We start from the raw sequence: 22,183 nt of genomic DNA on the forward strand, positions 1-22,183 counted from the left end.
CCTGTGACGTGGACCTCACCCTGTCACCCGACCAGGAGGCCTTCCGGGCCGCCGCCCGCGAGTTCTGCGACCGCGAGGTCGTGCCGCACCGCACGGCGTGGGACCACGCCGAGTCCGTCGACCTCGCCCTCGTGCCCAAGCTCGGCGAGCAGGGGTTCTTCGGGGTGAAGATCCCGGAGGAGTACGGCGGCCTCGGCCTCGACCTCCTCACCTACTGCCTCGCGATGGAGGAGCTCGGCCGGGCCGACTCGGCCGTCCGCGGGATCGTCTCGGTCTCGGCGGGCCTCTTCGCGGGACCGATCCTGGCCCACGGCACGGAGGAGCAGAAGCAGCGCTGGCTCCCCGGCATCGTCGCCGGCGAGCTGCTCGGCTGCTTCGGCCTCACCGAGCCCGGCCACGGCTCCGACGCCGCGAACCTCCGCACGAAGGCGGTCCGCGACGGCGACGACTGGGTGATCGACGGCGAGAAGATCTTCATCACCAACGGCACGTGGGCCGACGCCTGCCTCGTCTTCGCGCGCACCGGCGGGCCGGGGCCGAAGGGCGTGTCGGCCTTCATCGTCCCGACGGACACGCCCGGCTTCGAGCGCCGGGAGGTCACGGGGAAGCTCGGCCTCCGCGGTCAGGCCACCGCGGCCCTGTCGTTCAGCGGCGTGCGGGTGCCCGCCGACGCGCTCCTCGGGGAGGAGGGCCAGGGCTTCCGGATCGCGATGGCGACGCTCGACACCGGGCGGGTGGGCATCGCGGCGAGCTGCACGGGGATCATCGCGGGCTGCCTGGCGGCGACGCTGGAGTACACGACCCAGCGCGACCAGTTCGGCAAGCCGGTCGCGGCCCACCAGCTGGTGCAGGACCTCATCGCCGACATGTCGGTCGACGCCGACGCCGCCCGGCTGCTGGTCTGGCGGGCCGCCGACCTCGCGATGCGGGGCGAGCCGTTCTCGCTCGCCGCGTCGAAGGCGAAGCTGTTCGCCTCGGAGGCGGCGGTGCGCGCCGCCAACAACGCGGTGCAGGCGTTCGGGGGCTACGGCTACGTCGACGACTACCCCGTCGCGAAGTACCTCCGCGACGCCCGCGTCATGACGCTCTACGAGGGCACCAGCCAGATCCAGAAGCTGCTCATCGGCCGCGCCGAGACCGGGGTCTCCGCCTTCGTGTGACCCACGCGGCCCCCCCGCGACCCACCGGTACGCCGCGCGGACGCGCTCCGCTGCTTAGGCTGGCCCGCATGTACCGACTCCGCAACGGCGTGCAGAACTACTCGTGGGGGTCGCCCGAGGCCATCCCGCGCTTCCTGGGCGAGCGCCCCGACGGCACGCCGGTCGCCGAGGTGTGGATCGGCACCCACGCCCTGCAGCCGTCGACCGCCGTCGACGCCGAGGGCAACGCGAAGCCGCTCTCCGACCTGACCGGCGACCTCCCGTTCATGCTCAAGGTGCTCGCCGCCGACCAGCCGCTGTCGCTGCAGGTGCACCCGAGCAAGTCCCAGGCCGAGGACGGGTACGCCGAGGAGGAGCGCGCGGGCATCCCGCTCGACGCCCCGAACCGGGTCTACAAGGACGACAACCACAAGCCGGAGATGGTCTACGCGCTGACCACCTTCGACAGCCTCATCGGCTTCCGCCCGACCGTGGAGATCCTCCGCGTGCTGGCGCCGCTGGAGACGCCGCTGACCCAGAAGCTCGCCGAGGACCTCCGCGCCGACCCCGGCTTCGCGGGCATCGTGCGCCGCGTGGAGTGGCTGCTGAGCTCCGAGGTGAGCCCCGCCCAGATCGGCGAGGTGGTCGGCGCCTGCCGCGCCCTCGGCAAGATGGGCATGGACATCAAGCGCGCCTACTCGACCGCGGTCGAGATCGCCGAGTACTACCCCGACGACGTCGGCGTCGTCATCTCCCTCATGCTCAACCGGATGACCCTGCAGCCGGGCGAGGCGGCCTACCTGGGCGCCGGGATCATCCACGCCCACCTCAAGGGCCTCTGCCTCGAAGTCATGGCGTCGTCCGACAACGTGCTGCGCGCCGGACTGACGCGGAAGCACGTCGACCCGACCGGCCTCGTGACCTGCCTCGGCACGACCGGCATGGCCCGCATCGCGCGGGTGAACCCGGAGTTCGCGCTCGCCGAGACCGAGGTCTTCAGCCCGGCCGACGTCGAGTTCGCGCTGGCCGTCACCCAGGTCTCGCACGCCGACCCCGAGGGCGTCGCCGTCGTCAACGCCAAGCAGTCGCTGCTCATCTGCACCGGTGGCGAGGTGGAGGTGCGCAACGGCGCCGGCGAGCGGGTGCGGCTGGGTCGCGGCGAGTCGGTGTTCCTCGGCCCCGACGACCGCGACTGCGTCATCGTGGGCCTGGGCGAGGTGGCGCAGGCCTTCGAGCCGGCCCGCCGGGCCGTCCACTCGCGCCTCGTCGACGTCGTCTGACGGGCCCGGCGGGCCTGACGGGCCTGACGGGGGGGTCGATCAGTCGGGTCGTCCCGGGGTGACGGGCCGCATCGTCCGCGTCACCCGGGTACGCCGCGCGTGGAGCCCCCGCGCCACGGCGGCCACGATGGCCTCGCCCTCGAGCACGCCGCACGTCAGCAGGTCGACGTTGGCCAGGTCGTGCTCGGGCCACGTGTGCACCGCGAGGTGCGACTGGGAGAGCACCAGCGACAGGGTCACCGCGCCGTTGGGGAAGACGTGCGCCGCCTCGCCGAGCACGACGGCCCCGCCGGCGGCGGCGGCCTCGCGCAGCACGGACGCCAGCGCCACCGCGTCGGTCAGCACGGTCGGGTGGTCGGTCCAGACGTCGAGCGCGTAGGAGCACATCTCGTCACCGGAGGGTGCCGTGACCGGTCGGGTCACGGCGCCGGCGACGGGCACGATCGGGGCATCCAGGCTCACGGCGGGGGACCCTTCCCCGCCGTACCCGGTCTCACGCGTCCGGATCGTGCTTCTCGCGCAGCTCGGCCGGGGTGAGGCCGTCCTCCGTGTGGGGCACGTCCTCGGGCAGCGACGGGTGGGCGCCGGCCGGGCCGTCGGGGCCGCGGGCGCCGTGGGCGTCCTGGTACGGCGCGTCCGCCGCCACCGCCTCGTCGATGCTCTCGTTGAGGTAGCGCAGCACCTCGGCCACCGTCGCGGCGACGGGCACGGCGAGGAACGCGCCGGTGATGCCGAAGATGGTGGAGCCGGCCGTGACGGACATGAGCACGATGCCCGCGTGCAGCTTCATGCTCTTGCCCTGCAGCCACGGGGAGAGCACGTTCCCCTCGAGCTGCTGCACGGCGACGATGATGATGAGCACGATCAGCGCGTCCCCGGGCCCGTTCGTCACCAGGGTGACGAGGCAGGCGAGCGCGCCGGCGGTGACGGCACCGACGATCGGGATGAAGCCGGCGAAGAAGGTCAGGATCGCGAGGGGGATGGCGAGCGGCACGCCGATGATCACCAGGCCGAGCCCGATGAAGACCGCGTCGATGAACGACACGAGCGCCTGGGTGCGGATGAAGCCGCCCAGGGTGTTCCACGCCCGGCTGATGACCTCGACGAAGTGGCCGCCCACGCGGCGGCCGCCGATCGCGGAGACCCAGGGGAGGAAGCGGTGGCCGTCCTTGATGAAGAAGAAGGTCAGGATCAGCATCAGCACGAGGTTGATGAGCACGTTGGTGATGGCCGAGATGCCGGTGATGACGCCGGCGCTGATGTTGGACGACTGGTCGGTCAGCCAGTCCTGCACCGTCTCGAAGGCCTGCGTGATCTGGCCGTCGCTGATCTGCAGCGGACCGTCCTGCAGCCAGTCGCGCACCTCGCCGACGCCGCGCACGGCGCTGTCGGCGATGTCGTTGGACTGGCCCGCCACCTGGGGCGCCAGGACGTAGCCGAGGAGGAACAGGCTGCCGAGGAAGCCCAGCATGACCCCGACGGCGGCGAGCGTCGACGGCACCCCGTGGCGCCGCAGCCAGGTCGTCGGCGGGGCGAGCAGCGTCGCGAGCACGAGCGCGAGGGCGACGGGGAACCAGACGACCCAGGTGTGTCCGACGATCCACCCGAGGATGTAGAGCGACACCGCGCCGACGATGAGCCGGATGCCCCACACGTTGAGCTTGCCGAGGCCGCGGTCGATCACGTCCGCGCGATCGGGCTGGGGTCGGGTTCGGTGGTCCGGGTTCTCGCTGGCGGAGGACGTCGTCACCGGGCCCACCCTAGGGCGTGGGGTCCGACGGGCGCGGGGCTGCGCCGTACGGCCGTGTTGTTACTCACGGGTCACCAACCAGCACCCGGTCCTTCCACGTTGACAGTAATGGTGTCACAATCAGCGACGGACACCGATCGGCACGGGTCTGCCCGGAGGCCGATCCACTGCAACCATCGAGGCAGGCAAGGACCGACATGGCAGAAGCATTCGTGTACGACCACGTTCGTACGCCGCGTGGCAAGGGCAAGAAGAACGGCTCCCTCCACGAGGTGAAGCCCATCGACCTCGTCGTCGGCCTGATCGACGAGACCCGCAAGCGGAACCCCGACCTCGACCCCGCCGTCGTCGACGACGTGGTGCTCGGTGTCGTCAGCCCGGTCGGCGACCAGGGCGCTGACATCGCGAAGACCGCGGCGCTCAAGGCGGGCCTGCCCGACACCGTCGCGGGCGTGCAGCTCAACCGCTTCTGCGCCTCCGGGCTCGAGGCCGTCAACCAGGCCGCGTCGCGCATCCGCGGCGGCTTCGAGGACCTCATCCTCGCCGGCGGCGTCGAGTCGATGAGCCGCGTGCCCATGGCCTCCGACGGCGGCGCCTGGGCGATGGACCCGGCCACCGCCCTGCAGACCAGCTTCGTGCCGCAGGGCATCGGCGCCGACCTGATCGCCACGGTCGAGGGCTGGAGCCGCGAGGACGTCGACGCGTACGCCGCGGAGTCCAACGCCCGCGCCGCGAAGGCGCGGGAGGCCGGCTACTTCAAGAACTCGGTCATCCCCGTCGTCGACGCCAACGGCCTCGTCGTGCTCGACCACGACGAGTTCATCCGCCCCGGCACCACGGTCGAGAGCCTGTCGACCCTCAAGCCCTCCTTCGCCGACATCGGCAAGGGTGCGGGCTTCGACGACGTGGCGCTCGAGAAGTACCACTGGCTCGAGAGCATCAACCACGTCCACCACGCCGGCAACAGCTCGGGCATCGTCGACGGCGCCGCGCTCGTCGCCATCGGCTCGGAGGAGGCGGGCAAGCGCGCCGGCCTCACGCCGCGCGCCCGCATCGTCTCGGCCGCCGTCTCCGGCGCCGACCCGGTCATCATGCTGACCGGTCCCGCCCCGGCGGCGCGCAAGGCGCTGGCCAAGGCGAACCTGACGGTCGACGACATCGACCTGTTCGAGATCAACGAGGCGTTCGCCGCCGTCGCGATGCGCTTCATGCGCGACATGGGCATCAGCCACGAGATCACCAACGTCAACGGCGGCGCCATCGCCATGGGCCACCCGCTCGGCGCCACCGGCGCCATGATCCTCGGCACGCTCATCGACGAGCTCGAGCGCCGCGAGCTGAAGCGCGGCCTCGCCACGCTCTGCGTCGGCGGCGGCATGGGCATCGCCACCATCGTCGAGCTCGTCTGAGCGCCGGAACGACCAGGAGAGAACAGCAGATGACCGAGCAGAGCGCCGTCCGTTACGAGAAGGACGCCGACGGGATCGTCACCCTCACCCTCGACGACCCGAACCAGAGCGCCAACACGATGAACGACCTCTACCGCACGTCGATGACGGCCGCGGTGGAGCAGCTCTACGCCGAGCCCGAGGGCTCGGTGAAGGGCGTGATCCTCGCCAGCGGCAAGAAGACCTTCTTCGCCGGTGGCGACCTCAAGGGCATGGTCCAGGCCCGCCCGGAGGACGCGGCCGAGATCTTCACGATGGTCGAGGACGTCAAGGCCCCGCTCCGCAAGCTGGAGCTCTACCCGGCGCCCGTCGTCGCGGCGATCAACGGTGCCGCCCTCGGTGGCGGCCTCGAGATCGCGCTCGCGGCCAACCACCGCGTCGCGTGGAACAGCCCCAAGGTGCAGATCGGCCTGCCCGAGGTCTCCCTCGGCCTGCTGCCCGGCGGCGGCGGCGTCACCCGCACGGTGCGGATGTTCGGCCTGCAGACCGCGCTCATGGACGTGCTGCTCCAGGGCCCGCGCCTCAAGCCGGCCCAGGCGAAGGAGAAGGGTCTCGTCGACGAGCTCGTCGATGACCTCGAGCAGCTGCTCCCCGCGGCCCGCGCGTGGATCGCCTCCGTCGCCGACGACGCGTCGGCCGCGCAGCAGCCCTGGGACCGCCCGGGCTACAAGATGCCCGGCGGCACACCGTCCACCCCGAAGCTGGCGCAGTTCCTGCCGGCCTTCCCGGCACTGCTGCGCCAGCAGGTCAAGGGCGCGCCCTACCGGGCGCCGCGCGCGATCCTCTCGGCTGCGGTCGAGGGCGCGCAGGTCGACTTCGACACCGCCTCGCGGATCGAGTCGCGCTACCTGACCGGCCTCATCGTCGGCCAGCAGAGCAAGAACATGATCCAGGCGTTCTTCTTCGACCTGCAGGCCATCAACGCGGGCTCCCTGCGTCCCGACGGCCACGACAAGTTCACGGGCCGGAAGGTGGGCGTCCTCGGCGCCGGCATGATGGGCGCGGGCATCGCCTACGTCTTCGCCAAGTCCGGTGCGCAGGTCGTGCTCAAGGACGTCTCCGTCGAGGCCGCCGAGCGCGGCAAGGCCTACTCCGAGAAGCTGCTCGACAAGGCGGTCTCCCGCGGTCGCGAGACCGAGGAGGGCAAGGCGGCGTTCCTCGAGCGCATCCACGCCACCGCGGACCCGGCCGACTTCGCCGGCGTCGACGTCGTCGTCGAGGCCGTCTTCGAGGACCCGGCCCTTAAGGCCAAGGTGTTCGCGGAGATCGCGGAGCACGTCAACCCCGACGCGCTGCTCTGCTCCAACACCTCGACGCTGCCCATCACCGAGCTCGCCGAGGGCGTCGACCGCCCGGCGGACTTCATCGGCCTGCACTTCTTCTCGCCGGTCGACAAGATGCCGCTCGTCGAGATCATCCGCGGCAAGGAGACGACCGACGCCGCGCTGGCGAAGGCCTACGACCTGGTCCAGCAGATCAAGAAGACGCCGATCGTGGTCAACGACAGCCGCGGCTTCTACACCTCGCGGGTCATCGGCTTTATGGTCAACGAGGGCCTGCAGCTGCTCGCCGAGGGCGTGCACCCGCAGACCCTCGAGCGGGCGGTCACCCAGGCGGGCTACCCCGTCGGCACGCTGCAGCTCAGCGACGAGCTCAACATGGAGCTCATGAAGAAGATCGCCAAGGCGACCGCGGACGCCGCCGAGCGCGACGGCATCGACTACGAGCCCCACCCGGGTCTCGCGGTGGTCGACAAGATGATCGAGCTGGGTCGCCCGTCGCGCCTCAAGGGCGCGGGCTTCTACGAGTACGACGAGTCCGGCAAGCGCCAGGGCCTGTGGGCCGGCCTGGCGGAGGCCTTCCCCGTGGCCGAGCAGCAGATCCCGTTCGAGGACGTGCAGGACCGCATCCTCGTGCTGGAGGCGCTCGAGACGGCGAAGACCTTCGAGGAGGGCGTCATCACGTCCGCCGCGGCGGCCAACATCGGCTCCATCATGGGCATCGGGTTCCCGCCGCACACCGGCGGCGCCGCGCAGTTCATGACCGGCTTTGAGGGTCGTGACGGCGCGCTCGGCCTCAGCGCCTTCGTCGCGCGGGCCGACGAGCTGGCCGACCAGTACGGCGAGCGGTTCCGCCCGACGGAGTACCTCCGCAAGCTGGCCGCGAACGGCGAGTCCTTCCCGGCCTGACCTGCCCCACCGCTCCACCTGGCGTGGCCCCAGCGCGACGAGACCGTCGCGCTGGGGCCACGACCGTTCCTGGGGTTTCCACCACCACGTGCCTACCGTGGAGGGCGACCGTTCCACCCGACGACGCACGGAGGTTGCACCCATGGGTATCGCCGACAAGGCCAAGAACACCGCGCAGGACCTCGCTGGCAAGGCCAAGGAGGCCCTCGGTGACGCGAAGGGCGACGACGAGCTGAAGGCGGAGGGCAAGGCGGACCAGACCAAGGCGTCCGCCAAGCAGGCCGGCGAGAACGTCAAGGACGTCTTCCGCTCCTGATCCTCACCGCCTCCGGGGCGGGACACTGGTGGGCCGCAGCCATCCACGCGATGATCGGCACCGAACCACCGGTGTCCCGCCCCGACGCACGTCCGACGAGATCCGAGGAAGAAACGTGAGCACGCAGAGCACCCTGACCGACTTCACCGCGACCCGTCTCGACGGCCACGAGGAGCCGCTGTCGACGTACGCCGGCAAGGTGGTCCTCGTCGTCAACACCGCGAGCCAGTGCGGGTTCACGCCGCAGTTCGAGGGTCTCGAGGAGCTCTACCAGAAGTACGGCGACCAGGGACTCGTCGTCCTCGGCTTCCCGTGCAACCAGTTCAACGGCCAGGAGCCCGGCGACGCCGACGAGATCGGGTCCTTCTGCCAGCGCAACTACGGCGTCTCGTTCCCCATGTTCGCGAAGATCGACGTCAACGGGCCCGACGCGCACCCGGTCTACCAGTGGCTGCGTCAGGAGAAGTCCGGCCTGCTCGGCGGCAAGATCAAGTGGAACTTCACGAAGTTCCTCGTCGGCCGCGACGGGCGGGTCATCGACCGCTACGCGCCGACGACGAAGCCCGCGAAGATCGCCGGCGACATCGAGAAGGCGCTCGCGGCCTGACGCCTCAGGGCTTCGCCATGAGGCGCTTGGCCCCGGTCGGCCACCACTGGCCGGCCGGCGGCCCGCCGTTGCAGGTGCCGTCGGACTCGCCGGGGCGCTTGATCCACGCCACGAAGTCGATGCTCTTCGCGTTGACCACCCGCGTCGTCATCCCGAGCCGGGCTGCGGTCGGGTTGCACCACTGGCCGTCCACCGGCGGGCCGGCACCGTTGCGCGAGGTGTCGATGAGCACCGTCTTGCCCCGGGCGCCGCGCTTCGCCAGCTCGGCGACCACCTGCTGGCCGTAGGCCCCCACCGTGTTGGTGCGCTGGTAGTTGCTCACGTTGACCGACACCCCGCGGGCGTAGGCGATCCCGGCCTGCGCCACCCGGTCGGCCATGACGGAGGCCGGCTGCCACGCCGAGTGCCCCGCATCGAGGTAGACCCACACGCCGGCCGCCTGGAGCTGCTGCGCGGCGTACCGGATCAGCGGCAGCCACTGCTCCTGCCCGCTGCACGAGCCGAGCAGGGCGAGGGCGTCGGGCTCGAGCACGGCGACGGCCCGGGACCCCTTCAGGCCCGCGGCGACCTCCCGGATCCAGGAGCGGTACGTCGTCGGGTCGAACCCACCCGCCGAGTGGCCCCCGCAGTCCCGACCGGGCAGGGCGTAGATGGCCACGAGCGGGGTCTTCGCGCTCCGCACGCCCTGGTCGCCCCACGACTTCGCCGCCGCCCGGGCCTGGGAGACCGGCAGTGCCGAGGTGAACCACCGCGCCTGCGCGACGCCTGCGATCGGCTTGAACGCCGGGTCCTTCGCCGCCGCCTTCATCGCCAGGCTGGAGGGGTCGACGAGGAGGCCGCGCGTGAGCCGGGGATCGAGCGCGGCCGGTGCTGCGGCCGCGGGGGCCGCCGCGGCCGGGGTGGCGCCGGCGACGGGCGTGCCCCCGGGGGCGAGGAGCCCGAGGAGCAGGGCGACGACCGCGATGCCCGCGACCGTCCAGGGCGCACGGCGCGGGGTCATGGGCGGAGCGTACGGCGTGAGCAGCGCGCACGAACCGTGCTTGGCCGTTCCTTGGGTGTTCCTTGGCTGAACCCCTCCGTCGGCGTACGCTCGCGATATATCGCCGACTGTCGATGAGGAGCTGTCATGTGGAACGACGCTGACGACGACCCGGAGCGCGACGAGCAGCGCGGGGAGCGCCGCCGCGGTGGGTCCGACCGGTTCGGGGGCGGCGAGTGGGCCGCCTGGGGTGAGGCGCTGTCCTCGTTCGGGCCGCCGCAGCCGGGTCGCCGCGGACCGCGTCCGGGCCGTGGACCGGGCCGTGGCGCCGGTCGCCCCGGCGGCCGCCACGGCCAGCCGGTGCCCCCGTGGATGGCGGCGCTGCTCGGCTTCGACGCCCCGGCCGAGCGGGCCCGCCCGAGCGGGCCGCGCGTCAAGCGCGGCGACGTGCGTGCGGCGATCCTCGACGTGCTCTCCGAGGAGCCGCGCAACGGCTACCAGGTCATCAACGAGATCGCGGAGCGCTCCCACGGGGAGTGGAAACCGTCGCCGGGCTCGGTCTACCCGACCATCCAGCAGCTGGAGGACGAGGGGCTCGTCGTCGCCGACGAGCCAGTGGGCCGGCGCACGCTCACGCTGACGGAGGAGGGGCGGGAGTACGTCGCGGCCCACGCCGACGAGCTCGCCGCCGTGTGGCGGCCGTTCGCCCCGCCGGAGCCCGACCCGCAGGGAGCGCTGCCCGAGATCGGCCAGGTCATGAGCGCGCTGTGGCAGATCGTCGCGACCGGCACGGACGCGCAGCGCAAGCAGGCGCTGGAGGTGCTGGCCGACGCCCGGCGTCGTCTCTACGGGATCCTGGCCGAGGGCGACAAGTGACCGACCTGCGCCTCTCCGACGCCGAACGCGCCGAGGCGGCGCAGGTGCTCGCCGACCACCACGTCGCCGGGCGGCTGGACGTCGAAGAGCACGAGGACCGGGTCGCGCGGGTGTGGACGGCGCGGTACGCCGCGGACCTCCGCCCCCTGTTCGACGACCTCCCCGCTCCGCACCCGGCCGCGATCGGGGGCTCGCCCGTGCGGCGGGCCGACGACGCGAGGGACTGGAACGCGCCCCGCCACGACGTGGTCCGTCGCCGTCCTCCGGGGCGGGCGGCGCGCCGTACCTGGTCCGCCGGCCTCGGGGTCGTGCTCCTCGCGGTGTTCGGCCTGACCGCCCTCGGCGAGGTGGGCGCCCTGCTGGTGCTGCTGCCGATCGCCGTGGTGTTCGGGTTCCTGTTCGCCCGCCGGATGTCGTGACGACGACGCCCCCGCGCTCCCGCGGTGGCGGGAGGCGGGGGCGTCGGTGGGGCCCGTCAGGTGGGACGGGACCGTGCGGGGGACGCGCTCAGGCGGTCTGGACCGCGGAGATGTCGAACTCGAGCTTGACCTTCTCCGAGATGAGGACGCCGCCGGTCTCGAGGGCCGCGTTGTAGGTCAGGCCCCAGTCCTTGCGGTTGATGGTGACGCCGCCCTCGAAGCCGATGCGCACGTTGCCGAACGGGTCGCGGGCCGAGCCGGTCTGCTCGAGCTCGACCGTGACGGGCTTGGTGACGTCCTTGATCGTGAGGTCGCCCGTGATCAGCCAGGTGTCGGCGTCCTCGCGCTCGACCTTCGTCGAGACGAAGGTGATGTTCGGGAACACGTCGGCCTGGAAGAAGTCGCCGGTCTGCAGGTGGCCGTCGCGGTCGGCGTTGCCCGTGTCGATGCTGGCGGCCTTGAGGGTGATGTCGACCTTCGAGTTGGCCGGCGTCGCCGTGTCGACGTGCGCCGTGCCCTCGAACTCCTTGAAGGAGCCGCGGACCGTCGTCACCATCGCGTGGCGCACGGAGAAGCCGAAGCGCGTGTGCGTGATGTCGAGGGCGTAGTCGCCCGCGATGTCGTCGAGCAGCGTGGTGGGGGCGTCGAAGTCGGACGCGGTGTCGGTCGTGGCCTTGCGGTTGAAGATGCCCATGGGATGCCTCCGGGGTGGTCGCTGGTGTTCTAGTTGAACATTCAACAGAAACCGTACTCCGGTCCGGTTGAAGCGTCAAGCCCCCGACGGGGGGCGGTGGTGGCTGCTCGGTGAAATGCAGACGGAGCCGCCGCCCCGGGTGGGGCGACGGCTCCGACGTGGAGTGGGTGCGGTGTGCGTCAGGCGGCGGCCGGTCGGGCGACGGCCGGCGAGGCCGAGGTCCAGCGAGCCTCCATGCGCGTGCGGCCCTTGATGTCCGTGACCTTGACCCAGGTCATGGCGGGCGTGGAGCGGCGGTCCTGTGCGGCGTTGTGCATGGTGACACCTCCTGTTCATGTTCCGTTCACCCAAAGATAGACCATCCAGCGGGACTTCGGTAGTCGAGCTCGCCGGAAACAGCCCCCGATGCGGGCCTGGCGCTCCACCTGCCGGGCGAAATGGGCCCCCGGGAGGACGATCGCGCTCCACTTCGGGGGCGCGCTCCAGGTGAACGGGGGGCGTCCGGAGGTGAACGAAAGGTGAACGACGCCGGGACGCAACCGGAAGGGTCCGGCCGGGGGAGCGGCCCGCGAGGGTGGCGGACTGTCGGTGGCCGCGCCTACGGTGCTGGTGGTGCCGCTCGGGCGCCACCCGTCTCGCCATCATTCTCGGGAGGAACACATGGCGATCCACCCCTTCCTGTCCACCGGCCGATCATGGGTGCGGCCCGCGGGCCGCGTGCTCGCCGCGGGAGCCGGTCTGGCGCTCGCCGCCACGGCCCTCTCCAGCGGCGCCGCCGTCGCCGACCCGGTCTCGGGCTCGACCGGCACCGGCCCCGACGCCGCGTCGGCCACGCCGGGCGTCTCCGGCTCCACCTCGGTGGGGGCGGCGATGCCGGCCGGGTCGTCGTACGTCGCGCTCGGCGACTCCTACTCGTCGGGCACCGGCACCCGCAGCTACCTCGACGACGGCACGGAGTGCCTGCGCTCGGCGAGCGCCTACCCGTCGCTCCTCGCCGCCGCGAACGGCTACGCCCTCGACTTCCGGGCCTGCTCGGGCTCGGTCGTCGCGGACGTCCGGGCCAACCAGCTCGGTGCCCTCGGGCCGGACACCGACCTGGTGACGCTCACGGTCGGCGGCAACGACGCCGACTTCACGGGCGTGATCACGGAGTGCGCGCTCCCGGCCTGGGCGAGCGACTGCGACGCCGCCATCGACCAGGCCCAGGCGTTCGTGGCCTCGACCCTGCCGGCGCGCCTCTCCGGTCTCTACGCGGAGATCCGCGCGGCGGCCCCGTCCGCGCAGGTCGTGGTGGCGGGCTACCCGCGGCTGTTCATGGGGGAGGACTGCGACGCCCTCACCTTCTTCTCGCCCGAGGAGCAGGCCCGCCTCAACACGACGGCCGACCAGCTCAACAGCCGCACGGCGGCCGCGGCCTCCGCAGCGGGCTTCACCTTCGTGGACCCGACGAGCGCCTTCACCGGTCACGCCGTGTGCGACGACCCGGAGTGGCTCAACGGGCTCTCCAACCCGGTCGTCGAGAGCTACCACCCCAACGTCGCGGGCCACGCCCAGGGCTACGCGCCGCTGGTGGGCGCCGCGATCGGCACCACCGTGACGGTGACCGACGCCGTGCGCGCCGAGGCCGCCGCGCAGGCCGGCGCGCAGGCCGCGCGGCAGGCCGAGCGCGCGCCGTACGACGGTGGGGTGAGCCCCGCCGAGGTCGACGTGGCGCAGCTCGACCGGGCCCACGACGCCGTCGAGCGCGGGGTCGCGCCCGCGGAGTGACCCACGCCGGGAACCACCGGGGGCGCCGGCTCGTTGAGGGTCGTGACGAGGGGTACGCCGCGGGCACCACCTGCGGCGTACCCCGTCCTCTCCCCTCTGGCTGAATGAACTGATCGGAGCCTGTCCATGGATGTCTCCCCACTGATCTGGGGTCTCACCATCGCCGTCATCGCGGGCCTGCTGGCCTTCGACTTCTTCTTCCACGTGCGGAAGGCACACATCCCCACGCTGAAGGAAGCGGCGATCTGGTCGGCGATCTACGTCGGGCTCGCGGTCGCGTTCGGGTTCTTCGTCCTGTGGGAGTGGGGTGGGCGGTACGGCGGTGAGTACTTCGCCGGCTACATCACGGAGAAGGCGCTCAGCGTCGACAACCTCTTCGTGTTCCTCATCATCATGGCGAGCTTCAAGGTGCCGCGCGAGGACCAGCAGAAGGTGCTGCTCTTCGGCATCGTGTTCGCCCTGTTCGCCCGCAGCGCGTTCATCTTCGTAGGCGCCGCGGCCATCAACAACTTCTCCTGGGTCTTCTACCTGTTCGGCGCGATCCTCATCTACACGGCGTTGTCGCTGCTGAAGGAAGAGGACGAGGAGGAGGGCGAGATCGACAACTTCGTCATCCGCCTGGCGAAGAAATGGTTCCACACCTCCGACGAGTACGACGGCGACAAGATGTTCACCGTCGTCGACGGCAAGCGCATGCTGACGCCGATGCTGCTCGTGATGATCGCGATCGGCGGCACCGACCTGCTGTTCGCGCTCGACTCGATCCCGGCCATCTTCGGCCTCACGCAGGAGTCCTACATCGTCTTCACGGCGACGGCCTTCTCGCTCATGGGTCTGCGCCAGCTGTTCTTCCTCATCGACGGCCTGCTCGACCGCCTCGTGTTCCTGTCCTACGGCCTGGCGGTCATCCTCGGCTTCATCGGCGTGAAGCTCTTCATCCACGCCCTGCACAAGAACGAGATCCCGTTCATCAACGGCGGCGAGCACGTCACCGTGATCCCCGAGGTCTCGATCGCGGTCTCGCTGAGCGTCATCTGCGGCGTCCTGGCCATCACGGTCATCGCCTCGCTGCTCTCGCCCAAGGGCAAGGCGGAGTCGACGATCAAGGCGGCCAAGGCCAACGCCGAGCACTACCTCGACGGCTCCTACACGCACGACCCGGCCGAGCACGACCGGCTCTACGCCGTCGTGGCCGCGAAGGAGCAGCAGATCGCGGACCTGCCGGAGAAGTTCCAGCCCGACGCCAAGGAGCGGGCCGAGCTCGACGCCCTCTTCGCCCGGGTGCACGAGGCCCACGGCGACGTCTCCCCGGGCGGCAAGACCCTCTGAGGTCCGTCACCCAGCACCGGCGGGGCCGGAGCGACCACCAGGTCGCTCCGGCCCTGTTCCGTTGGTGGCCCCTCCCTGCGGGACGTCATGCGCCGCGGTCGCCGGGGCCGCCGCTCCGCATGACGTCCCGGGTGGGGTGAGGGCTCAGATCCAACCGCGGTCGCGGGCGACGCGAGCGGCCTCGACACGGGTGCTCGTGCCGGTCTTGCCGATCGCGGACGACAGGTAGTTGCGCACCGTGCCCGCCGAGAGGTGCACGCGCTCGGCGATCGTGGCGACCGGGACGCCGTCGAGGGCCACGCGCAGCACCTCCGCCTCGCGATCGGTCAGCGGGTTGGCGCCGCCCGCCAGCGACTCCCCCGCCAGGAGGGGGTCGACGACGCGCAGGCCGGCGTGCACGCGCCGTACCGCCTCGGCGAGCTCGCCCGCCGGGGTGTCCTTCACGACGAAGCCGGCGGCCCCCGACTCGAGGGCGCGCCGCAGGTACCCCGGGCGCCCGAAGGTGGTGACCATGAGGGAGCGGGCGGAGGGTACGGCGCGGGCGAGCGCCGCCGCGGCCGCGATGCCGTCCGGGATCGCCGTGCTGCCCGGCATCTCGATGTCGAGCAGGCAGACCTGGGCCGCGCTGCGCTCGGCGGCGTCGACCACCTCGTCGGCCCGCCCGACCTGGGCGACGACCTCGAGGTCGGGCTCGAGGTCGAGGAGCGCCGCGAGCGCGCCACGGACCAGCGCCTGGTCGTCGGCCAGGAGGATGCGGATGGTGCTCACCAGGTGACCTCCAGTCGTGTGCCGCCCTCGGGTCCGCCGGTGACCGTGAGGGTCCCGCCGGCGGCGCGGACGCGCTCGCCGATGCCGCGCAGGCCGTTGCCGGGGCGGTGCGGCCCACCCCGTCCGTCGTCGGTCACGACGAGCCGCGCGTCGCCGAGCTCGACCGTGCAGCGGGACGCGTCGCTGTGCCGCACCACGTTGGTGACGGCCTCGCGCAACACCCACGCGACCACGATCCGGCGGCGCGGGTCCACGATGTCGGGGTCGGTGGGCACGTCGGCGTCGATGCCCGCCGCGTCCAGTGCCTCCCGCGCGGAGGCCAGCTCGTCGCCGAGGCGGGCGACCCGCAGGCCGGACACGGTGGCCCGCACCTCGCCCAGCGCCTCCCGGCTCAGCGACCGGATCGAGGCGATCTCCGCCTTCGCGCGCTCGGGGTCGAGGTCGACGAGCCGCTCGGCCAGCTCCGCCTTGGCGACCACGACGGTGAGGCTGTGGCCCAGCACGTCGTGGACGTCGCGGGCCACCCGCTCCCGCTCGGCGACGAGCGCGATCTCCTCGCCCACCTCGCGTAGCACGTCCCGGCGGTCCTCCAGCACCCGGGCGACCACCATCGTGACGATGGTCGCGACGAGCACCGGCAGGAAGAAGGCGCCGCCGGAGAACGCCTCGACGAGACCGGCGAGCACGGCCGTCGCGACGACCAGCACGCCGACCACCACGGAGGCGAGGCGGAGCGGGGCGAGGAACAGGGCGTACGCCGACGTGTAGATGAAGAACCCCATGGACGAGATGCCCTGGAGGGCGACCGATGCGGCGCTCAGCGCGACGAGCACGAAGAGTCCCGCGACGGGCCACCAGGACGGCAGGCGGGCCTGCATCCAGCCCAGGTCGGCGATGACGAAACCGTGGACGTAGACGGCGACGAACAGCGCGAGCACCGTCCACCCGACGACCTGCTGGGCCAGGGGTCGCGGCGTCTGGAGCAGGTCCAGCGCCGGGAAGAGCATGAAGACCAGCCAGATGCAGGCCATCGCCCAGCCCCAGCGGACGCCGGGGTCCGCCGGGGCGGCGCTCCGCGTCGTACCCGCGGGGTGGTCGGTCGCGGAGCTCACTGGCGCGCACGCCCCCGACGCACCAGGAGCACCGCGACGACACCGAGCACGAGGCACCAGACACCCAGGTTGAGCAGGGGGACCCACAGGGGGTCGGTGCCGAGGTCGGAACCGTCGTTCGAGATGAGGCGGCCCTCCGTGACGGGGTAGCGGGCGAGCGTGGCGTACCCGTAGAGCGGCGTGAACTTCGCGATCGTCAGCAGCGTCCCGCTGAGCGGCACGAACACGTTGCCCAGGAACGCCAGGATCACGACCATACCGCTCGCCGCGCTCACCGCGGCCTCGCTGCGGAAGGCCAGCCCGGCACACAGGCCGAACAGGGCGAAGACCACCGACCCGACCGCGATCGCGACCAGGCTCAGCGCCCAGGCGGTCGCCGTGCCCGACGCACCGGTGAGCGCACCGACGACCGAGATGAGGGCCACGGGCAGCAGGGCGACCAGCACGGCGAGCGCGGCCTTCACGACGACGAAGCCGAGGTCGGGCAGGGGCGTGAGGCCCAGCTGGCGACCCCAGCCCTGCAGGCGCTCCACGGCGGCGGTGCCACCGATGCCGACGGTGGCGGTCACCGCGCCGTACGCCGCCATCGACAACATGATGTAGAGCGCCACGTTGCCGTTGCCGACCGACGCCTGCGAGCCGTCCTGGGTCGCGCCGAAGACGACGTAGAGGAACGCGGGCAGGGCGACGATGAAGAAGAGGCTCACGCGGTCGCGGAGGACGCGGCGGAGCTCGAGGCCGAGGTAGGTGGTGTTCATCGGGACTCCTCCTGCGCGACGGGGGTGCTGGCGGGGGTGCTGGTGGGGGTGCTGGTGAGCGCGACGAAGGCGTCGTCGAGCGAGCCGGTCACGACCTCGAGGTCGTGGGCGCCCACGTCGACGAGCAGGGAGCGGGCGACGGCGTCGGAGTCGGTGGCGACCACCGCGACGCGACCGGACTCGTCGACCGTGACGCTGGCCGCGCCGGGGTGGCGCCGCAGCGCGACGAGGGTCGCGTGCCGCTCGTCGAACGACAGCGTCGCCGGCAGGGTGGCGCGCACCGTGCGGCCCGACGCCCGCGAACGGATCTCGGCGGTCGTGCCGTCGGCGATCACCCGGCCCTCGGCCACGACGACGATGCGGTCGGCGAACTGGTCCGCCTCCTCGAGGTAGTGCGTCGCGAAGACCACCGTCCGGCCCCGCGCGGCCTCGGCGTGCATCGCCGCCCAGAAGTCGCGGCGGGCGGTGACGTCCATGCCGGCCGTCGGCTCGTCGAGCACGAGCAGGTCCGGCTCGGGCAGCAGGGCCAGCGCGAACCGCAGCCGCTGCTGCTCGCCGCCGGAGCACTTCGAGACCAGCCGGGACGCCAGGTCGGTGAGGCCCGCGCGCTCCAGCACGTCGTCGACGGGTGCAGGGTCCCGGTACGTCGAGGCGATCAGCCGCACCGTCTCCGCGACCGTGAGGTCGTGGAGCAGGCCGCCGGTCTGCAGCACCGCGGAGACCCGCGCGGTCGCGATGGCCCGGCGGGGCGCCAGGCCGAAGACCTCGACGCTGCCGCTCGTCGGGTCGGTGAGACCGAGGAGCATGTCGAGGGTCGTCGTCTTGCCCGCGCCGTTGGGGCCGAGGACGGCGACCACCTCGCCGGGCTGGATCGTCAGGTCGATGCCGCGGACGGCCGTCACCTCGCCGGCGCGGGTGCGGAACGTCTTGGTGAGCTGTCGGAGCGCGACCGCGGGGCCGGTGCTCGGCCGGGCCGCGGAGGGCCCGCCGGGGTGCGTCGTCGTCATGGCTCGAGCCTGCCGCGGGGGGATCCTCCCGCGCCGTACCCGCCTGTCACGAGCCTCCCGTGACACCTGTCATGCGGGTGCTGGTGCGCGGTGGCACGCTGGCTCCATGAGCGCACTCCCGGACGGCATCCTGACCCCGCAGCTGTACGTCGGCGGCACCTGGCGCGACGCCGACGAGGGCGAGACCTTCGACGTGCTGGACCCCGCCGACGAGTCCGTCCTCGCGACGGTGGCCGACGGCACCGCCGACGACGCGGTCGCCGCCCTCGACGCCGCGGTCGCGGCCCAGCGCGACTGGGCCCGGACGGCGCCGCGGGAGCGCGGCGAGATCCTGCGCGCGGCGTACGAGCGGATCACCGAGCGCACCGACGACTTCGCGCGGCTGATCAGCCTCGAGATGGGCAAGCCGCTGAAGGAGGCGGCGGGCGAGGTGGCGTACGGCGCGGAGTTCCTGCGCTGGTTCGCCGAGGAGGCCGTGCGGATCCACGGCCGGTGGATGGACGCACCGGCCGGCGGCTCCCGGCTGCTGACCGTGAAGAAGCCGGTCGGTCCGTGCCTGCTCATCACGCCGTGGAACTTCCCCATCGCGATGGCGACCCGGAAGATCGGTCCCGCCATCGCCGCCGGCTGCACGATGGTCGTCAAGCCGGCGGCGCTGACGCCGCTCACGACGCTGGCCGTGGCGCAGGTGTTCGAGGAGGTCGGCCTGCCCGCCGGCGTGCTCAACGTCGTGACGTCGACGCGGTCCGGCGAGGTCTCCTCGATCCTCATGGCCGACGAGCGGCTGCGGAAGGTGTCGTTCACCGGCTCCACGCCCGTCGGCAAGAAGCTCGTCGAGCAGTCGAGCGAGCAGCTGCAGCGGCTCTCCATGGAGCTCGGCGGCAACGCGCCCTTCATCGTCTTCGAGGACGCCGACGTCGACGCCGCCGTCGAGGGTGCCGTGCTCGCCAAGATGCGCAACATGGGCGAGGCGTGCACCGCGGCCAACCGGTTCCTCGTCCACGAGTCGGTCGCGGACGCGTTCTCCACGGCACTGGCGGAGCGGCTGGGCGCGATGCGGGTGGGCCGCGGGCAGGACGACGGCGTCGAAGTGGGTCCGCTCGTGCAGGCCAAGGCGGTCGAGGAGATCGACCAGCTCGTCACCGACGCCGTCCACGACGGGGCCCGCGTGCTCACCGGCGGCACCGTGCCCGACGGGCCCGGCTACTTCTACCCGCCGACCGTGCTGACCGACGTGCCCCACGAGGCCGCGATCGCGACCACCGAGATCTTCGGCCCCGTCGCGCCCATCTCGACCTTCACCACCGAGGACGAGGCCGTCGAGCGGGCGAACGCGACGGAGTACGGCCTGGCGTCCTACGTGTTCACCCGCGACGTCGAGCGGACGATCCGGATGGCCGAGCGGCTCGACTACGGCATGGTCGGGATCAACACCGGGCTGCTGTCGAACCCCGCTGCGCCCTTCGGCGGCGTGAAGCAGTCGGGCTTCGGGCGCGAGGGCGGGTTCGAGGGCATCGAGGAGTACCTCGAGACGACGTACGTGGGGATCGCGGTGGGGGGCTGAGGGGGGCGACACTTTCCCCGGCTAGCCGGGGAACACGCCACTTTGACCATCAAATTTGATGGTCAAAGCGGTCGGTTCCCCGGTCAGCCGGGGAACCGACCATCGCTCACGGCCCCGCCGGGGCGGTGCCGAGCAGGTCGGCGGGGGTCGGGAGCGGGTCGCGGAGTGCATCGGTGACGTGCACGCGCATGTAGGTCCCCAGGTAGTCGGTCGGGACCCGGCTGTCGATGGTCGCGCCGAACGTCGCGAGGTCCGACAGCGCCGGCAGCAGCTCGCCCTCCGCGGCCAGCAGCTCGTCGAGGACGGGCCCGAGCTCGTCGACGATCAGCTCGAGGTCGTCGCGGGTCGCGTCCACCAGGCCGCCCGCGGTGAGGGCGAGTGCGTCGGCGCTGTCCAGGAGGTCCGCGAGGTCGTCGGTGCTGGAGGTCAGCACCGCCGCGGCCGGTCGCAGGTCGCGGAGGGCCGCGTCGATCGTCTCCTCGCGGGCGTCGAGCGTCGTCGAGGCAGCGGCCAGGGCGTCCAGGGTGCGGTCGATCTCCTGGGTGGAGGCGAGGATCTCGGCGAGGAACACGTCGGTCTGCTCCAGCACCTCCTGGGCGGCACCGGTGCGGCCGTCGAGCGCGGTGTTCAGCTCGCCGACGATGGTCTGGATCTGGCCCAGGTTGCCGCCGTTGACCAGGAGGGACGCCGACGCGAGCGTGTCCTCGACGGTCGCTGCGACGCTGGTGGCGTCCGCGGGCACGACGTCGCCGTCGGCCAGGTCCGCCCCGGTCGCGGGACCGGACGTGAGTTCCACGTACACCTCGCCCAGGGCGGTGGTGTACCGCAGCCGGAAGGCCGATCCGACAGGCACGCGGACGTTCTCGTCGATGGCCATGACGACCTGGGCGCGGTAGTCCACGGCGTCGATCTCCACGACCTTGCCGACCCGCACGCCGTCGAGCTTGACGGGGGCACCCGCGGGGAGGTTGAGCGCGTCGTCGAACGACGCGGTGACGGTGAGCTGGTCGTCGCCGACCGCGCCGGGTCGCAGCTGGTCGGCACGCTGCTGCGCGCTGCTGCACCCCGAGACCAGCAGCCCGAGGACCAGGCCCGCGATTCCGGCGACGGCCCGGCAGGTGGGCGGGGTCACCGTGTCGTCGTGCCGGCAGGGAGGACACGGACGCAGGCGTCCCGGAGGTCGTCGCGGTCGGTGCCGTGGACGAAGCGGTCCGGCCTGACGAGGACGTCCCGGGCGCCGCTGCGGTCGCGCTCGACGACGAGGGCACGCACGCCGAGCTGGCCGAGCAGGTTCGCCGCTGCGGCGCCGGTCGGTCCGAACCCGACGACGACCACGTCGACGTTGACGTGGTCTTCCTCGGAAGGGGAGGGGGAGGGGGAGGGCACCACGGGACCACCTCTCTCGGGGACGGTCGTCCCACGGGTGGCCCGGAGGCTATCTGAAGTTTCCTTCAGTTACGAGAGCCGCGTCACGTGAGGGCGGTATCTCGGGTCGTCACGGGAGCTCGAGACCGTCGGGCAGGGGCAGCCCGGAGAGTCGCTCCGCCTCGGTCCGGCCCATGCCCAGGGCGACGAGCACGTCGGCGGCGACAGCATCGGTCATCTGGGCGGCGTCCCGGTCGGGATCGTCGTGCAGCAGCCATCCGAGCTCGATCATCGCGCCGGTGACCAGCACCATCGTGCGGTCGAGGTCGCGCCGGTCCAGTCGTCCCGCGTCCTGCGCGGCCTGCAGGTCGCGCCGCGCGCGGGGGCCGATGCCGTCCGCCGAGCGGGACAGCTCGTGGCCCCGGGTCAGCAGCACCTTGCTGAGCTGCGGCTCGAGCCGGTGCATCCGCCCCGTGAGGCGCCAGCTGCGGGCGAACTGCTCGGCGGGGTCGGCGAGGTCGCCGAGGGCGTCGAGCAGGTCGCCCCACCGGGCCAGGCCGTCCTCGAGCGCGGCGTCGAACAGCTCGTCGCGGGTCGCGAAGTGGTTGTAGAACGTGCCGATGCCGACGTCGGCGCGCTCGGTGACCTCCTGGATGGGGGCGGCCTGGCGCCCCTCCGCGAGCAGCTCCTGCGCGGCCGCGACCAGGGCAGCACGGGTGCGGGCCCGGCGGCGGTCGGACCGGGTGGGGCCGTTCGCCTCGCTCGTCATGCGCGGCAGCCTACTGACGCCGCGGGTCAGGGGGCCTTGACGGAGGG

At 72.3% G+C, this 22,183-nt stretch carries 23 protein-coding genes; 11 read left to right on the forward strand and 12 right to left on the reverse strand.

All coding sequences use genetic code 11. The features are described from left to right. Nucleotides 1-8 precede the first annotated feature (8 nt). Nucleotides 9-1,160 carry an acyl-CoA dehydrogenase family protein gene (locus PIR53_16795; GenBank protein ID WZH51664.1) on the forward strand — a complete coding sequence of 384 codons (1,152 nt, stop codon included), beginning with the start codon at nucleotides 9-11 and terminating at the stop codon, nucleotides 1,158-1,160. Between the two features lie 68 nt (nucleotides 1,161-1,228). Continuing rightward, nucleotides 1,229-2,419: a mannose-6-phosphate isomerase, class I gene (gene manA / locus PIR53_16800; GenBank protein WZH51665.1), complete on the forward strand. Its 1,191-nt coding sequence runs from the start codon at nucleotides 1,229-1,231 to the stop codon at nucleotides 2,417-2,419. Between the two features lie 39 nt (nucleotides 2,420-2,458). On the opposite strand, the gene PIR53_16805 is transcribed toward manA, so the two are convergent. Both PIR53_16805 and PIR53_16810 read right to left on the reverse strand, forming a co-directional pair. Beyond that, complete coding sequence (locus PIR53_16805) at nucleotides 2,459-2,881, reverse strand: S-adenosylmethionine decarboxylase (protein ID WZH51666.1); 423 nt, start codon at nucleotides 2,879-2,881, stop codon at nucleotides 2,459-2,461. A gap of 31 nt (nucleotides 2,882-2,912) precedes the next feature. Next, the gene (locus PIR53_16810) at nucleotides 2,913-4,169 is read right to left on the reverse strand and encodes an AI-2E family transporter (protein WZH51667.1); all 1,257 of its coding nucleotides are present in this window, start codon (nucleotides 4,167-4,169) and stop codon (nucleotides 2,913-2,915) included. Between the two features lie 197 nt (nucleotides 4,170-4,366). Between PIR53_16810 and PIR53_16815 the strand changes: the two genes are divergently transcribed. The 4 genes from PIR53_16815 (at nucleotide 4,367) to PIR53_16830 (ending at nucleotide 8,729) form a co-directional block, all read left to right on the forward strand. Continuing rightward, nucleotides 4,367-5,578, forward strand: a complete 1,212-nt coding sequence (locus PIR53_16815; protein WZH51668.1) for an acetyl-CoA C-acetyltransferase — start codon at nucleotides 4,367-4,369, stop codon at nucleotides 5,576-5,578. 29 nt (nucleotides 5,579-5,607) lie between these two features. Further along, nucleotides 5,608-7,806 (forward strand): 3-hydroxyacyl-CoA dehydrogenase NAD-binding domain-containing protein, encoded by a 2,199-nt coding sequence (locus PIR53_16820; GenBank protein WZH51669.1) that lies wholly within the window; start codon nucleotides 5,608-5,610, stop codon nucleotides 7,804-7,806. Between the two features lie 142 nt (nucleotides 7,807-7,948). Further along, nucleotides 7,949-8,122, forward strand: a complete 174-nt coding sequence (locus PIR53_16825; GenBank protein ID WZH51670.1) for a CsbD family protein — start codon at nucleotides 7,949-7,951, stop codon at nucleotides 8,120-8,122. 133 nt (nucleotides 8,123-8,255) lie between these two features. Continuing rightward, nucleotides 8,256-8,729 carry a glutathione peroxidase gene (locus PIR53_16830; protein WZH54473.1) on the forward strand — a complete coding sequence of 158 codons (474 nt, stop codon included), beginning with the start codon at nucleotides 8,256-8,258 and terminating at the stop codon, nucleotides 8,727-8,729. A gap of 4 nt (nucleotides 8,730-8,733) precedes the next feature. Here the strand turns inward: PIR53_16830 and PIR53_16835 are convergent, their stop codons facing one another. Continuing rightward, the gene (locus PIR53_16835) at nucleotides 8,734-9,729 is read right to left on the reverse strand and encodes a glycoside hydrolase family 6 protein (GenBank protein WZH51671.1); all 996 of its coding nucleotides are present in this window, start codon (nucleotides 9,727-9,729) and stop codon (nucleotides 8,734-8,736) included. 126 nt (nucleotides 9,730-9,855) lie between these two features. Between PIR53_16835 and PIR53_16840 the strand changes: the two genes are divergently transcribed. Both PIR53_16840 and PIR53_16845 read left to right on the forward strand, forming a co-directional pair. Beyond that, nucleotides 9,856-10,584 (forward strand): PadR family transcriptional regulator, encoded by a 729-nt coding sequence (locus tag PIR53_16840; protein WZH51672.1) that lies wholly within the window; start codon nucleotides 9,856-9,858, stop codon nucleotides 10,582-10,584. After that, nucleotides 10,581-11,003: a DUF1707 domain-containing protein gene (locus tag PIR53_16845; protein WZH51673.1), complete on the forward strand. Its 423-nt coding sequence runs from the start codon at nucleotides 10,581-10,583 to the stop codon at nucleotides 11,001-11,003. The genes PIR53_16840 and PIR53_16845 overlap by 4 nt, the downstream gene beginning before the upstream one ends. 88 nt (nucleotides 11,004-11,091) lie before the next feature. On the opposite strand, the gene PIR53_16850 is transcribed toward PIR53_16845, so the two are convergent. Beyond that, the gene (locus PIR53_16850; GenBank protein WZH51674.1) at nucleotides 11,092-11,697 is read right to left on the reverse strand and encodes a YceI family protein; all 606 of its coding nucleotides are present in this window, start codon (nucleotides 11,695-11,697) and stop codon (nucleotides 11,092-11,094) included. A 179-nt stretch (nucleotides 11,698-11,876) separates the two neighbouring features. After that, nucleotides 11,877-12,014: a hypothetical protein gene (locus PIR53_16855; GenBank protein ID WZH51675.1), complete on the reverse strand. Its 138-nt coding sequence runs from the start codon at nucleotides 12,012-12,014 to the stop codon at nucleotides 11,877-11,879. Nucleotides 12,015-12,357: 343 nt separating this feature from the next. Here PIR53_16855 and PIR53_16860 point away from each other — a divergent pair, with 343 nt between their 5' ends. Both PIR53_16860 and PIR53_16865 read left to right on the forward strand, forming a co-directional pair. Further along, nucleotides 12,358-13,464 carry an SGNH/GDSL hydrolase family protein gene (locus PIR53_16860; GenBank protein WZH51676.1) on the forward strand — a complete coding sequence of 369 codons (1,107 nt, stop codon included), beginning with the start codon at nucleotides 12,358-12,360 and terminating at the stop codon, nucleotides 13,462-13,464. Nucleotides 13,465-13,590: 126 nt separating this feature from the next. Beyond that, nucleotides 13,591-14,793, forward strand: a complete 1,203-nt coding sequence (locus PIR53_16865) for a TerC family protein (GenBank protein WZH51677.1) — start codon at nucleotides 13,591-13,593, stop codon at nucleotides 14,791-14,793. Nucleotides 14,794-14,937: 144 nt separating this feature from the next. Here the strand turns inward: PIR53_16865 and PIR53_16870 are convergent, their stop codons facing one another. Genes PIR53_16870 through PIR53_16885 form a run of 4 tightly spaced genes read right to left on the reverse strand, consistent with a single transcriptional unit; the run spans nucleotide 14,938 to nucleotide 18,438 of the window. After that, nucleotides 14,938-15,564, reverse strand: coding sequence for a response regulator transcription factor (locus PIR53_16870; protein WZH54474.1), 627 nt, complete (start codon nucleotides 15,562-15,564; stop codon nucleotides 14,938-14,940). Next, nucleotides 15,558-16,673 (reverse strand): sensor histidine kinase, encoded by a 1,116-nt coding sequence (locus tag PIR53_16875; protein WZH51678.1) that lies wholly within the window; start codon nucleotides 16,671-16,673, stop codon nucleotides 15,558-15,560. The genes PIR53_16870 and PIR53_16875 overlap by 7 nt, the downstream gene beginning before the upstream one ends. Further along, a complete protein-coding gene (locus tag PIR53_16880; GenBank protein WZH51679.1) occupies nucleotides 16,670-17,431 on the reverse strand; it encodes an ABC transporter permease in 762 nt (253 codons plus the stop codon). The genes PIR53_16875 and PIR53_16880 overlap by 4 nt, the downstream gene beginning before the upstream one ends. Further along, nucleotides 17,428-18,438: an ABC transporter ATP-binding protein gene (locus PIR53_16885; GenBank protein ID WZH51680.1), complete on the reverse strand. Its 1,011-nt coding sequence runs from the start codon at nucleotides 18,436-18,438 to the stop codon at nucleotides 17,428-17,430. The genes PIR53_16880 and PIR53_16885 overlap by 4 nt, the downstream gene beginning before the upstream one ends. 106 nt (nucleotides 18,439-18,544) lie before the next feature. On the opposite strand from PIR53_16885, the gene PIR53_16890 reads away from it, so the two are divergent. After that, nucleotides 18,545-20,002, forward strand: a complete 1,458-nt coding sequence (locus PIR53_16890) for an NAD-dependent succinate-semialdehyde dehydrogenase (protein ID WZH51681.1) — start codon at nucleotides 18,545-18,547, stop codon at nucleotides 20,000-20,002. Between the two features lie 106 nt (nucleotides 20,003-20,108). Here the strand turns inward: PIR53_16890 and PIR53_16895 are convergent, their stop codons facing one another. The 3 genes from PIR53_16895 to PIR53_16905 form a co-directional block, all read right to left on the reverse strand. Then, a complete protein-coding gene (locus PIR53_16895; protein ID WZH51682.1) occupies nucleotides 20,109-21,134 on the reverse strand; it encodes an MCE family protein in 1,026 nt (341 codons plus the stop codon). Beyond that, the gene (locus PIR53_16900; protein ID WZH51683.1) at nucleotides 21,131-21,388 is read right to left on the reverse strand and encodes an FAD-dependent monooxygenase; all 258 of its coding nucleotides are present in this window, start codon (nucleotides 21,386-21,388) and stop codon (nucleotides 21,131-21,133) included. The genes PIR53_16895 and PIR53_16900 overlap by 4 nt, the downstream gene beginning before the upstream one ends. Nucleotides 21,389-21,497: 109 nt before the next feature. Continuing rightward, nucleotides 21,498-22,136 carry a TetR/AcrR family transcriptional regulator gene (locus tag PIR53_16905; protein WZH51684.1) on the reverse strand — a complete coding sequence of 213 codons (639 nt, stop codon included), beginning with the start codon at nucleotides 22,134-22,136 and terminating at the stop codon, nucleotides 21,498-21,500. Nucleotides 22,137-22,183 lie beyond the last annotated feature (47 nt).

It is taken from the genome of Nocardioides alkalitolerans (assembly GCA_038184435.1).
GTDB classification, from domain to species: domain Bacteria; phylum Actinomycetota; class Actinomycetes; order Propionibacteriales; family Nocardioidaceae; genus Nocardioides; species Nocardioides alkalitolerans_A.